This window comes from Mycoplasmopsis bovirhinis (assembly GCF_900660515.1).
GTDB lineage: Bacteria > Bacillota_I > Bacilli_A > Mycoplasmatales > Metamycoplasmataceae > Mycoplasmopsis > Mycoplasmopsis bovirhinis.
Window position 1 is genome coordinate 887,248 of sequence record NZ_LR214972.1, and the last position, 14,694, is coordinate 901,941.

At 24.8% G+C, this 14,694-nt stretch carries 10 protein-coding genes; 7 read left to right on the top strand and 3 right to left on the bottom strand.

Features of this window, described 5'->3' with window-relative positions; translation table 4 throughout:
• The 3 genes from EXC44_RS03725 to ychF all read right to left on the bottom strand — a co-directional run bounded on the left by EXC44_RS03725 (position 1) and on the right by ychF (position 6,035).
• Positions 1–3,735, bottom strand: coding sequence for a DEAD/DEAH box helicase (locus EXC44_RS03725; protein WP_129621877.1), 3,735 nt, complete (start codon positions 3,733–3,735; stop codon positions 1–3).
• 9 nt (positions 3,736–3,744) lie between these two features.
• Positions 3,745–4,092, bottom strand: a complete 348-nt coding sequence (locus tag EXC44_RS03730; protein WP_129621878.1) for a PTS sugar transporter subunit IIABC — start codon at positions 4,090–4,092, stop codon at positions 3,745–3,747.
• An 842-nt stretch (positions 4,093–4,934) separates the two neighbouring features.
• Positions 4,935–6,035 (bottom strand): redox-regulated ATPase YchF, encoded by a 1,101-nt coding sequence (gene ychF, locus EXC44_RS03735; RefSeq protein ID WP_129621879.1) that lies wholly within the window; start codon positions 6,033–6,035, stop codon positions 4,935–4,937.
• A gap of 107 nt (positions 6,036–6,142) precedes the next feature.
• Here ychF and EXC44_RS03740 point away from each other — a divergent pair, with 107 nt between their 5' ends.
• The 7 genes from EXC44_RS03740 to EXC44_RS03770 all read left to right on the top strand — a co-directional run.
• Positions 6,143–7,798, top strand: a complete 1,656-nt coding sequence (locus EXC44_RS03740) for an MAG5620 family putative phospho-sugar mutase (RefSeq protein WP_129621880.1) — start codon at positions 6,143–6,145, stop codon at positions 7,796–7,798.
• An 83-nt stretch (positions 7,799–7,881) separates the two neighbouring features.
• Positions 7,882–8,223: a hypothetical protein gene (locus EXC44_RS03745; protein ID WP_129621881.1), complete on the top strand. Its 342-nt coding sequence runs from the start codon at positions 7,882–7,884 to the stop codon at positions 8,221–8,223.
• A 97-nt stretch (positions 8,224–8,320) separates the two neighbouring features.
• Entirely contained in the window at positions 8,321–9,682 is a 1,362-nt protein-coding gene (locus tag EXC44_RS03750; RefSeq protein ID WP_129621882.1) for a glycine--tRNA ligase, read from the top strand.
• Positions 9,683–9,687: 5 nt separating this feature from the next.
• Positions 9,688–11,550 carry a DNA primase gene (dnaG, locus tag EXC44_RS03755; protein WP_129621883.1) on the top strand — a complete coding sequence of 621 codons (1,863 nt, stop codon included), beginning with the start codon at positions 9,688–9,690 and terminating at the stop codon, positions 11,548–11,550.
• 10 nt (positions 11,551–11,560) lie between these two features.
• The gene (locus EXC44_RS03760; RefSeq protein ID WP_129621884.1) at positions 11,561–12,958 is read left to right on the top strand and encodes an RNA polymerase sigma factor; all 1,398 of its coding nucleotides are present in this window, start codon (positions 11,561–11,563) and stop codon (positions 12,956–12,958) included.
• 2 nt (positions 12,959–12,960) lie between these two features.
• On the top strand, positions 12,961–13,743 hold the full coding sequence (locus EXC44_RS03765; protein ID WP_129621885.1) for a Nif3-like dinuclear metal center hexameric protein: 783 nt from the start codon (positions 12,961–12,963) through the stop codon (positions 13,741–13,743).
• A 24-nt stretch (positions 13,744–13,767) separates the two neighbouring features.
• Positions 13,768–14,694 (top strand): phospholipase D-like domain-containing protein (locus EXC44_RS03770; protein WP_197723767.1); only part of this gene is annotated, 927 nt, incomplete at its 3' end.

Sequence of the window (14,694 nt, forward strand, 5' to 3'; positions counted from 1 at the left end):
TTATTTGCAAGTATTATCATGATTTTTTTGTTCCTTTTCTTTGTAATTTGAATTATTAATAATGGCATTTAATTCTTTTTGTAATTCATCTTCGATAATTGGTGAATCATTAGTTTCTAGTTCAATTTTATGATCTTTTTCTTTAGTTAAAAGATCATCTTCATAGCTAAAATCAAAATACTCAAAATCTTCATCTTGAATATTTGTTGAAATTTCTGAAAGATTAGTAGTTTCTTGTGACTCGCTTTGAAATTCATCAAAATCTTCATCTATTAATTCTTGTTTATGCCTTGATTCTTTTGTAACAAAACTTTTATCTTGCAAAGTTTTTTGTTTTGTTTTTTTTAATTCTACATTAACTTCAACAGATTTCTGGTTAGAATTAATTTCTATAGTATTTTGCAACTGCTGATAGTCTTTATTTTTTTCTTGAACCATAGGATCTACAATTACTTCTTTTGGTGATTTAGTTTTTTGTTCATCTTTATTTTTCAAAAAATAATTTAAATCACCTTTATTTAAAATATAAGTTAATGAAGGTTGAATGATTAGATTTTGTTGCTCTTGAATGTTTTCAGTTTTAAACCAAGTTTCTAGTTCTCTTTGTTGGTGAATTCAAGAAATTGGGGATATAATTTCAACATCATACTTTTTTGATTTCAAGAAGCGATATTTATCTCGAATAGCCATATAGCTTTCATTATTTAAATAATTAAATGAATCAAAGATAATAGCTTTATATGGTTTTTGATTTTTAGTAATTACTAAATCAATATTTAATGAACCAATAATATAATTTTCAAAAATTTCATATTGACTTTGCCCACTAACTGCATTTTGAATACAATTAATGACAAAATCGATAAATCATTTTGCATTTTCTGCATTAGTTATCTTTTTCTGTTTATGTTTTCTTAAGTTAAATAAAGTTAAATCACTAAATTCATCAACTTCTTGGTTCAATGAATCATAAACATCCTGTTTTCTTTCTAAATCAGATTTTTCTAAAAATTGTAATCAAGCTTTGAAGATTTCTAAATCTTCAGAATTATTTTCTGTTAATTTAATATCAATAGCTTTAACTGTTTTAATTATAATCATTTTATCTTTGGCACGAGTAATTGCAACATTTAAAGTGTTTTTACCACTATTTGGTTTACAAATAGCAGTTGAAGAAAACCTAGTAAATTTATCATACGAAACAGTGGTAATCACTAAATCAGCTTCATGACCTTGAATGTTTTCAACATTTCGAATCATGATTTTGTTTTGAGTTATTGCATCATATAATTCAGGATATTTATTAATGATAAGGGAATTAATATAATCGCTTTGTTGAATGTTAAAAGCTAAAATAATGATTTTATTGTATTTATCTAAATTAGCTTTTAAAACTTCAATAACTTTTAAAGCTTCAACTTCATTTTTTTGGTCTTTTCACTCACCTTCCACTTCGAATACTTCTAAAGGTTGACTTAATGCGTTTTCGTTTGTATCAACAACATCTAATTGAGAGTTATAAAAATGTTTTGAAGAAAACGACATTAATTCGGAATGATTTGAACGGTAATTTTTATCAAGCAAAATTTTAGTTAAATTAAGGGAAGAAGCGTAATCTAAAATTGACTCAACTTTACCAAAAATACTATCATCAGTGCTTCTTCGTCCAAATCAATTGCTTGGGCTCATTTGCTTTGGATCTCCTGCTAAAATCTTGGTTTTAGCTAAATAAAGTATTGGTAAACCTTTTTCAATAAATATTTGACTTGATTCATCTAAGATAGCATAATCAATTTCTTGTTTTTGTCAATGAGATAAATCTGTATCAGGAGTAACTATAATAATAGGGTAAATAATTTTAAGTAATTTAGTAAATTTTTTCATGAATTTTTGAGGTGGCAAGTTTTTAATTCTTACATGCTGTGCAAATTCTTGGTATTCTTTACTTTCTGCTTGGTTGAATTTTGCAACTTTGTTATAAATTCTTTCTAAAATTATTTTGTGCAATATTTTTTGATCTCAAATATGTTGCTCATATTTTAATTCTTTAGTTAATTCTATAATTTCACTTAATTTTTGAATTGCTTGTTTATCTAATGAATCATGCAGCACTTCATTAAAGAAATTAATTAAATCTTGCAAACTACCATCAAATTTCGGTATAAGGGCTTCAATATTATCTGCTACTTGTTTTACCTTGCGAAACTTAGGTAAAAAAGTTAACCATTTAACTTTATTTTCTTTTTTAAGTAATTCTAAAATTTGCCCATGTGAATAACTAGTTTCTGGATATAACAGATCATTAGGTAAATTAAGTAATAATTCAATATCTAATTGATAATTTGGATTTTGCTTGTATTTAGCTAAATAATAGTAAGCTCTTAAGATTGGTTGAATACTCTTAATAGTTAAAACCTCATTAATTAGTTCAATATACCTTTGTTCTTTATAACTTATTATCGGAGTTCTTTGGCTAGGAGTAATTGGTTCTTTAAAATTTTCAAGTAATTCAAGATATTTTATAATTGGCTCATAAAACTGATTTTTATTGATGTTTTTTGACTTTAAACTAAATAAACAAAATGATTGTAAAATTCCCATTCTTTCTTTAATAACATCTAATGCTGCTTTTTTTTGCGAAGCAACAATAGCACTTTTATTGTAAATTAAAATATTAGTTAATAAATTAACAATAGTTTGTGATTTACCTGTGCCTGGAGGACCTCAAATAATCGTATCTTGATTTAATGCTGAAACAATTGCTTTATCTTGCGAAAGGTTAGAAGGGGTTATTTTAAAAATAGTGTAATTTGAATTATTGATTGTTTTAGTAATTGTTTCTTGATAAATATTTTTATTAAAATCAACTTTTAAAATTTCATCAAATTCTTTATTTTCAATGATTTCTTTCATCCTGGTACGTGAGTATCCGCCAACAGGCTCAAAGAGTCCAATAATAGCACCAGGATGAAAGACCAAGTTTTCGTTTTTAATTTCAGCTTCGCCCATACTAGTAAAATGATCAAAAATATTTTCTGGCAGGGTAAATAAATTTTCCCAATCATTTTTTAAAATGCTAATTAATGAATTCATTGAATTAGCATGTAAATCAGCATCAAGGTGTAATGAAATTTGTTTATTGTCAAAAAAGAATAAAAGTTTTTCATTAGTTTTAATATCTCCTTCACTAGTTAAAAACGGTTTTCCATTTTTAAAGTTAATACTTACTTCTTTGAAAAATAAAGGAGCATAAATAACCTTATCATCAATTCTTAAGCTAATAAATAAAAACCCAATATGCATTGGTCAAATATTAGTTTCTTCTAAGTTTTCCTGGGCTTTAACAGCTAATTGTTTTCAAATAGTTACAGAGTTTTGAATTTTTAACTGAATAATATTTAAAACATTTTTCTTAATTTCTGCAAAACTAGTTTTAGCATTTAAAAAACGTTCGAATTTTAGCCGGCGAATATTTTTGCTTTTAGTTATAAAACTAAGTTCTTCTAATGAATTAGCTAATTCAACTTCTTTTTTTAAAGCTAATAATGCGCCATCTAATAGTGAAATATTAAAAGATTCATTATTGATAATTTCTTGGTATTGGTTTTCATCAATCATATCTTTAAGATCTAAATAATCTTTTTTATTATTACGTGTAAAAATTGCTGAATCTCCTGGTTCAACATCTAATAAATTATTTAAAATTGTATTATATTTAATATCAATTGTGTTCATATTAATCCTTTACTTTTGTTTCGTTAAAGCCGCAAAAGTAGCTTTAGAATATACACCTAAAATAATTGAAATTAAATTACTTTTTACAAAAAGGCCACTAACTCCTTTTAAAGCTTTAATTTTTTCTAAGTTAACTAAATTTAGATCTTTAATTTCTATTTCAATTCTTGAAAGCTTACATTCTTTAGCTACAAAATTATTATTTCCTAAATATTTAATTAATTTATTAATATCAAAAGGCAGATTTTCAACTTGATAAAAAGTGTTTTTCTGGTGTTTTACTTTTTTTCATTTAATTAAAATCAAACCGAATGAGACAATAATTAATAAAATCATTTTTCATTTATGGTTTATCATATTTAATATGATACATGAAAATTATCAATATTGAAGATTATTGTTGTCTAGTTAAGCAAAAAGTTGCCTGGTAGTAATTTAGCTTCGTAATATAAAAAGAAATTTCTGTTTAAATTTATAATGATATTTATATTTATAGGTAATTTCCAGACTTTTTTAAAAATTTTAAATTTAATTAATTTAAAGTATAGTTAAGAGATGAAGATTAACAAGTAATTAACATCTTCCTAATCTTTATGAATTCTATTAATAACTTTATCTTCATTTCCTAGAAACAATAGATTAATATGAAAAATTGTTAAATCTCAAATAAAATTAACTATTGAGAAAACTAAAATAATAACTAGCAACATTTATAATGAAGTTTTACTAAAATTCAAACTTTTATACATGGTGTGAAAATTTAAGATTTTTATTTAAAAAACACAAACCAACAATATTTAATAATATATCCATTTAATTCACTTTATTCGGAGGTTTTCCAAATGATAAAAAAAGTTATCAGTTGTATAAAAATATCCTAAAAGATTAATTTAATGAATATATTCTCTCTATGTATAAATAATTACATAATTTTGAGTTTTTAAATAGATTTTTAAAAAGAATCATTTGATAAATGTATTTATCTAGCCAAGATGTATATATGTTTTTAGCTAATAATGATTTATAGATATTAAAATCAAACTTATCTATTAAGTTATTTTTACTTAATATCTTTTTATAATTCAAAAAAATACAACAAATTTTTCGCGAAAGTTGCTAAATGATAAAATGAATAATATAAAAACATTATCCAAACTAAAACCTCTCCAAAGTTGGAGAGGTTTTAGTTTAAAACAAAATTATTTACCAAATTTAAAATGACAAATATCACCATCATTCATAATGTAAGTTTTACCTTCTTGGCGCATTTTACCAGCATTTTTTGCAGCTACTTCACCGCCATACTTAATATAATTATCATAACTTATAACTTCAGCTTTAATGAATTTTTTCTCAAAATCACTATGAATTACTCCAGCACATTTAGGAGCATTTCAACCTTTTTTATAAACTCAAGCTCTTGCTTCGATTTTACCAGCGGTAAAGTAAGTTTCTAAATCTAATAAATTAAAAGCTGTTTTTGTTAAAGTGTCTAATCCGCTACGTTCTATATTGTAAATTAATAATAATTCTTTTTTCTCTTTAGGATCTTCAATTTGGCTTAGCTGAGCTTCGATCTCAGCTGAGATTGCAAGTAACTTTTCATTTTCTTTTAAAGAGTTTTTTAGTTTACGATATAAAGGATCATTTTCATAATCTAAAAATTGTTCACTATTTAAATTAGCAACGTAGATCATTTTTTTAAATGTTAATAGGTGGTAACCTTTGATGAATTTCTCTTGTGCTTCATCTAAACTAATTTCTCTAGCTGGAATATTATTTTCTAAAGCTTCCTTAATTTTTAAAGCAGCACTTTGCTCAATAATTGCATCTTTATCACCTGATTTAGCTTTCTTAGCTACTCGATTTAATACATTAGTAATAGTTTCTAAATCAGCTAACATTAACTCGTAGTCAATTACTTCTTTGTCTCTAACTGGGTCAATTGAATTAGCAATATGCAAGATATCTTTATCATTAAAACATCTAATAACATGAATAATTGCATCAACATCACGAATGTTAGCTAAAAACTTATTACCTAAACCTTCTCCTTTTGAAGCGCCTTGTACTAAGCCAGCAATATCAACAAAGTCAAAAGTAGCTCAAACAATTTTCTCTGGATTGATTAACTTAGCAATGTTTTCCAAACGTTCATCAATTAAAGGTACACTTGAGATATTTGGTTCAATGGTAGTGAAAGCATAATTCGAAGATTCAACTTGTTTTTTTGTTAAAGCACTAAATAATGTGCTTTTACCAACATTTGGTAATCCAATAATTCCGGCTTTTAGTGACATAATTCTCCTTAGATTAAAATATTTTGAGTTATATTAAAAGATATGTTTAATATTATATGAATTTTACTGTAAATTTGGTAAAATACTAAAAAATAATTGGGGGTTTTATGGCATTTAGTACATTTGAAGTTTGAAGAAGTTTATATAACAATGAATCAATTTGCAAAATTAGTGATTTTGATTTAGCAATGAAAAATAACCAAATTGATTTTAATAATTTAGTTTCAAAATCTCAAGGAACTATTTATGGTCTTGAATTTTATGGCTTGGATAATTTTTTATTAGATCATTTAAATCCTTTTTCTCTTTTAGCAATTTTCTCAATTTTTTTAAAAGAAATAAACAATACCAAAAACAAAAAAATTTTAATTGCAACTGATTTTGAAATAACAAAGTCAACAAACTTAAAAGATTTATTAGTCAGATATGCAAATAAAGCTCGCTTTGAAACTTTTGTACATAATTATAGCCAAATTAACGAATTTTTATTTTATCAAACTATTGAATTAACTGGAATCCCAAATGGAATTTTTTTATCTTATAATAAAGGAAATGATAAATATTATATGAAATTAATTAAGGAAAAACAACAATTATCAGTTGATGAATACGAGTTTTATCTTAATGAATTTCCTAAAATAAAATCTTTAATTATGCTTTCACCAAGCAACCAATCAACAATTATTAATATTGATAAAATCATCAAATTTTATGGTGATAAATTTACCTTAAATCATTTGTCAAATCAAGGAGATATCTCGCAACATAAAACCTTGCGTATTAGCATTATTACTAGCAACTTGCTAGATAAATATATTTTACGAAAAGTATTAAAAAATTCTGGTTACAAAGTTATTGCTCACAATCTTACTTTATCTAATAAACTATTTTTTAGTAAATTTGAATTACGATTTAACAAATATAAAACAGATTTAATTATTTATTTAAATCAAGCTAATCAACTTAAAATATATGCTTGAAGGAAGAATAGATATATACTACTAAGAGAAGAAGACTTAGTTTATTTATTTATTAACTATTATTTTTTAACTTGAAAAAATAATTCAAGTTTAAGGTTAAATTCAATTTACTTACCTTTTTATGTCTCAAAAAATATTTTAAATTTATTAGTTAATTTCAAAATTCATTATGAGCAAAATTTAAAGATTGATTTAGATCATCAAAATGTACTTTTAAGCTTTGCTAATAACCGTTTTAGCGCTAATTTAAATTACAAACTTTTTTATTCGAATTATGATTTTATTTTAAAGCTTTGCTATATCTTTTTTAATTACAAAAATAATAATAATTTATTTGGTTATAAGTATAAGAAAATGCTTGAAAGTAACCAAAATATAATCCTTAATTCTAAAGCATTTAATTTTCCCTACCTTGAAGCTTTAAAAATTGATTCACTATTTAATTTAAATGAGAAATATTATAAATCATTAGAACTAATTAAAATCAAAAAATATGATTTTAAAACTAATTTACAACATGATTTATTAGAACTAACGTTTACTTATAAAAAGCAACTTTTTTATATTTATATTTTTTATGATTTTATGCAACGACAATTAGTCTTAAAATTAGAAACAGAAACTAAATACAATCTAACTTTAACTAAAAAATTAATAATTAAATTAATTTTGAAATTATTGCAACATGCTGTTAGCGAAAAAATTAAAGAACTAATTAAAACGGAGTCAAAGTGAAAAGAAACTTTCAATATACAAAAAAAGAAATCTTCAAAGAATACTTAAAATTCCAATTTAAGTCTAAAAAAACCTACCTAATTTTATGTTCTTTTATTATTTTTTATTGACTAATAGTTTTAATAGATTTTTTGATTCAACATTCAAAAGTATCATATTTATTTGTTAATTCCTTAAGCACAGCAACAATAATTAACTTTGTTAGCTCTCTTTTAGCTTTTGGTTTAAAAATTGGACTTTTAAATAAAACTTTGGGGAATTTAAAAAATACTAAAGCAAATTTAACTAAAAATTCTGAAGCACAAAAACTTGAAAAAATGTCTCAAAGTGAAAAAAATATTTATTATAAACAAAAAGAATTGAAAGAAAATTATTATAATAGTTTTTATTATAAAACATCATTTCCTTATGTTTTAAATCTGACTATTTGATTTCTTATTTTTATGATTAATGTACTGGTAACTTATATTTAGTTGTTCTTAAACTTGCTAACTGTAAGTTAATTTTTATTTAAAACAAACTTGAAGTAAAATTTTTATTTTTTAGCTTTTTTGGTAAAATAAAGATAATATGCAAAATATTAAGAAAATTAATGAAGCTTTTTTAAATCATTTAAAATCTTCAGGATTTGTATACCAAGGAAGTGAAATTTATGGGGGACTTTCAAATACTTGGGATTATGGTCCTTTAGGTGCTCTTTTAAAAGATAATATTCGTCAGGCTTGAAAAAATGAATTTATTCTAAAAGAAGCAAATAATTTTTTAATTGATTCAAAAATTTTAATGAATCCACAAGTATGGGTTACTAGTGGTCATGTTTCAAATTTTTCTGACCCGCTAATTGAAAATAAAGTTAACGGTAAAAGATATCGTGCTGATAAAATCTTGCAAGAATTTGATCCTAATTTAATTCCTGAAAAAATGAGTAAGGAAGAAATTAGAGATTTTTTAACAAAGAATGTTTTAGAATACGAGGGATCAAAAACGAATTGAAGTGAGATTAGAGAATTTAACTTAATGTTTGAAACTGAGCAAGGAATTGTCGAAGGTTCTAAGTCCAAAATTTATTTACGCCCTGAAACAGCACAAGGAATTTTTATTAACTTTAAAAATGTGCAACGCTCTTCACGTGCTAAATTACCTTTTGGAATTGGTCAAATTGGAAAGAGTTTTCGTAATGAAGTAACACCTGGTAATTTTATTTTCCGAACTAGAGAATTTGAACAAATGGAACTTGAATTTTTTACTATGCCTAAAGATACTCCAAAGTGGTTTGATTATTACGTTAATAAATGCAAAGATTTCGTTTTAAAACTCGGTCTTATAGATGAAAATCTTAGAGTTAGAGCCCATGATCCGGGAGAATTAGCACATTATTCGAGTGCCACAACTGATTTAGAATTTAAGTTTCCTTTTGGATGAGGAGAATTATTAGGAGTTGCTAACCGCAGCGATTATGATTTAAAATCTCATTCACAAGCTTCTGGAGAATTATTAGCATACTTAGATCCAGAAACTAATCAAAAAATATTTCCGTATGTTATTGAACCAAGTATTGGTTTAGATCGTTTAATGCTTGCAATTTTAGTTGATACTTATCATGAAGAAAAAATAAGTGATACAGAATCTAGAATTTTATTTAAATTTCCACTAGAGATAGCACCATACAAAATTGCAATTTTACCATTAGTTAAAAAACTAAGTGATAAAGCACAAGAAATTATGTCCTTTTTAATTGCTAAAGGAATTTCATGTGTTTACGATGAAACTGGTTCAATTGGTAAAAGATACCGCCGCCAAGATGCAATTGGAACATATTGATCTTTAACAATTGACTATGAATCATTAGAAAATGATACTTTTACTTTAAGAAATAGAGATACGATGCAACAAATTCGTATCTCACTTAATGATTTACTTAAATACTTATAATTAAAATGACACAAATAGATTTTAAAGAAATTAATCAACTAATTTTAGAAAAAACTGACATTGTTCAAGTTATTTCTAATTTTATTTCCTTAACTAAAAAAGGAAATAATTATTTGGGTCTTTGCCCATTTCACCAAGATATTAATCCTAGTTTTACTGTTTCAAGTGTTAAGGGAATTTACAAATGTTTTTCATGTAGTGAAAGTGGTAATGTGATCACTTTTATTAAAAAACATCTTAATAAAAACTACCTTGAAACCTTAGAATATTTTTCTAATGAGCTTTCTTTAAATTTAGATTTATCAAATAATAAAGAGACTAATTTAAGAACAAAAACTGAAGAAGAAACTCAAATTTTAGAGCTTTTGAATGTTGCTAATTCATTTTTTAAAATTAAAGTAACTAGTAATTTAAAAGCTCAAGAATATTTGAAAACCAGGGGGATTTTTGATCCAGAGATTCGTAAGAAATTTAGTATTGGCTATGCTCCTTATGATGAATTATTAACTTATTTAAATAATTCAGTTAATTATAGTAATGATTTAATTTTGAGAGCGGGTCTTATTAACAATAATTTACATGAAATTTTCCGCAACCGCATTACTTTTGGGATCAAAAATGAATTTAATGAAATAGTTGGTTTTAGTGCTCGATCATTAGAACCAGAGCAAAAACCAAAATATATTAATTCACCTGAAACATTTTTATTTAATAAATCAAAGATTTTATATAACATTCATAATGCCTTAGTTGCAGCCCAAAGCACCAAAGAATTAATTTTAGTTGAAGGTTTTATGGATGTTATCGCTTTTGATAAAGCAAAAATTGAAAATGTAGTTGCTTTGATGGGTACAGCCTTAACAGACCAACAAGTTGCTTTAATTAAGCAATTTAGAATTACTTTATTTTTAGATAATGATCAAGCAGGCCAAAGTGCTACAGTTAGATCAATTAAAACTTTATTAAAAAACAAAGTTAAAGAAATATTTGTTGCTTATAATTCTTATAACAAAGATCCTGATGAAATTTTAAATTCTGAAGGAGTTGATGCTTTAAGATATTTATTAAGTCAAAAAAAGTCATTTATCGATTTTTTATACGATTATTATGTTAATTTGAATAATCTTCGGAATAATGCAGATTTTAAGAATCTTAAAAATTTCAATTCAGAAATTTCACAATATTTAACTTTGATGAACTATGACCAAAAAAGTTATTTTACAACTAAATTTAAAAATGAATTTAATTATGATTTAATGGAAAATTTAAATCAAACCGAGTTAATGCATAAGGAATTAAATAATTTTGCACAACTTGATTTTGAGCAGTATTACGAAAATTATAATATTGATAATCTAATAAAAAGAAATGAACAAAAATTTAATGATTTTATGGCTAATAACATTCGAATTAAATTTTTGATTTATTTTATTTTAAAACCTGAATTTGCAAAGCGGTTTTATGAGTTAGATAATTCTAGTATTTTGTATTGTAAACCTGAAAATTTTGCTAATGTTTATAATGATATAAAAACTAAAACATTTCAATATCTTGATTTAGATTTAGGTTCTGAAAATGATTTAGTTTTTAATATTCAAAAACAAATGCACCGCAAGGTTTTTGAATTAATTAAATCTTACAATCAAAATTTTTCTGAATTAGATTTACAAAAATTTTATTTAACTTACACTAATAAAATCATGCATAATTTGCAAGAATCTAATGGCAAGGTTTCTTTAACACCCTTAATAAAAGAACTCTTAGAGTCTTATAAAACTGAAAACAAAAAATTTAATATTACGCCTAGCATTAAAAACTATAATAATTTAATTAAAGAATTAAAAAGATTTAAAGAAATTAAATTGTAAAGGAGAAGATATGAAAAAAGAATTTAATGCATTTATTACTTTGTTGAAAAGTGATATGAAAAAAAGAAAGCTTAAAACTTTATCACAAGAACAAGTTATGGACTTTGTCATGAAACAAAATTTAGAAGTCCAAGATGATGAAATGGATGATTTATTAAGCGAATTAATTGAGCTTAAAATTTTAAATCCTGAGCAAGACTCAGGAGATTTAGATGATGTTAATTTGACTGATTTTGAGTCAGAAGTTGCTAATTCAAACTCTAAAAAACAAGTTAAAGATTCTATGCTTGAAATAAGTGATGCAGAATTATCTGAAACAGAACTAGAAGTTTTGCAAAAAGAAATCTTAGATGATCAAGATGATGAAGAGATTTATGTTGACACAGAAGATGATCTTGAAGATGAAGATGATAAAGAAGAACTTGAAGAAGATGATGAGCCATATTTTGATGAATTTGAGGATGAAAATGATTTTGATCTAGATGATGGAATGCTAGAAGCAAAAGAACAAAAAGTTGATAATTTATCAAATAAACTTACTGAAACTAATGATATTGTGAAATGGTACATGAGGTGAATTGGTAAGTACGGAAAATTACTTAGCGAATCTGAAGAAAAAGAACTAGCTCACCGCATGATGCAAGGAGGCTTCCGAGGCAAAAAAGCCAGAGATACATTAATTAACCGTAATTTAAGACTGGTTATTAATAACGCTAAAAAATATAAAAATCGTGGTTTATCTTTTATTGATTTAATTTCAGAAGGTAATTCTGGGATTATTAAAGCAGCTCAAAAATTTGATATTACTAAAGGATTTAAATTCTCTACATATGCGACTTGGTGAATTCGCCAAGCAATTACACGTGCTGTTGCTGACCAAGCTCGAACTATTAGGGTTCCAGTTCATATGGTTGAAACAATTAATCGTGTTTCAAAAGCTGAACGTGAATTAAGTCATGAACTAGGATATGAACCTTCTGATGAAGAAATAGCCGAAAGAATTGGGGGTTCTTTTACAACCGATAAAGTTAGATACATTCGTAAAATTAATGCTGATCCAATTAGTTTAGATAAACAAGTTGGAAAAGAAAATGATTCACAATTTAGTGATTTTGTTAAAGATGATAATATTGTTAATCCAATTGATCATTCTGCTAAAGAAGAATTAAGTGTGATTTTAAAAAAAATGCTTGAACGTTTAGATTCTGATGAAAGAGAATTAATTTGTAAACGTTATGGAATTGGTGAAGATGCTAATGGTAATCCATATAAAGTGCATAGTCTTGAAGTTTTAGCTGCTGCAAGAAATAATGTTTCTAAAGAAAGAATAAGACAAATCGAAAATAAAATTTTAAAAAAATTACGTAATGATCCAAAATACGGCCATATCTTAAAGGATTTTTATTAATTATGACGGTTAAAAATGTAATTGGATATCTAGAAGATTTATATCCATTAAAACATGCTGAGCCTTGAGATCATTCAGGTTTAAATGTAAAATTTAAACTTTCAGCTAAAATAACTAGTATTATCTTAGCAATTGATTTAACAACAGAAGTTTTAGATTATGCAATTAGCAAGAAAGCTAATTTAATTATAACCCATCATCCTTTTATTTTTAGTGATTCATGAATTAACGAATACCAAAACGCTCCTTATAAAAGAGTTTTAAATCAAAAATTAAAAGAACATCAAATCAATGTTTATTCACTTCATACAAATTATGATGTTGCTTTTTTAGGAACTTCGCACCAAGTCTTTAAAACTCTTGGTTTAAATGCAAAAAAACTAAGGATGATTCCGACTCTTTATGGTGTAGTTTTTGATAATCCTAGAGAAGCGAATTTAGTTGAGCTTATTGCTAAGCAGCTAAATATTAAAAATGCAATAAGAACTAATTTTGAATTAAATAAGTTAAACCAAGTTGAAAGAGTAGTTATTTTTGCTGGCTCAGGTTCAATTACTGATATTAATAAGCTTAAAGCAAGTTTAAATATCGATTTAGTAATTACAAGTGATTTAAAATGAAATGAATGAATTAACTATCAAGAACTTGGTATTAAAATTATAGAAATTCCGCATCTTGTTGAAGAAGTTTTTGCTAACCAAATTTTTCAGGATTTAACTAAGATTTTAATACCAGAGCAAATTCATATTAAAAAAATTAATTTACCATATAAAAATTTAATTTAACTATAATTATTTAAGAAGGTTTTGATGTCTAGAAAATTTACGATCAAACGTATTTTGATCTTTATTATCCAATTATTTATTTCAGGTAGTTATTTTGCTGGTATGATACTATTAACCAACTTTATTCATTACCAGCTAATTTGGCTTTTACTTATTTTTATTTATATTTTAAATGTTGTAACAACATTTATTATTCATGCACAAAATAGAAATAACCAAGCTAAATTTAGTTGACTTTACTTAGTTTTATTTGTGCCAATTTTTGGACATGTAATTTTCTTTGTGTTTGGACTTGATTTAAAAAATAAGCTTGCTAAAACTTTGGATAAATTGCCAGAATATAAAATATCATATTATTCAGATATTCCTGCTTCGATTATTGATTCAACAAACCCAGTTATTCAAAAAATGATTTTAAAACGGAAAACATTAATGTATGATGCTAATGTTGAAATTGTTACTGAAGGATATGAATTTTATAAAAAATTAATTAAAAACTTAAAACAAGCTACAAAAAGTATTTTTATAGTAACTTATATTATTAAAAATAGTGAAATAGCTAAAGAAATTACCGAAATTTTAAAACAAAAACAAAAAGAAGGTGTTGAAATTAAGTGATTAATAGATGATTTTGGGGCTATTGGTAAGCAACGTAAGCATATTAATAAATTAATTAAAACTAATTTATTAAAAATTAAAATTATTGGAAAAATTTATTATCCATTTATTAATTTTTCATCATTCACACGTAATCACCAAAAATTCTTTATTATTGATTCAAAGAAAGTTTTTTCTGGTGGGAATAATATTTCTGATGAATATGCTTCTTTAGCACCAAAATATGGTCACTGAATTGATGTTAATTATATTATCCAAGGTCCTTATATTAACTCATATGTTTTACACTTTTTTAAATTATGGCATTTAATTGCTAAAGAAAAAATTGAAAAT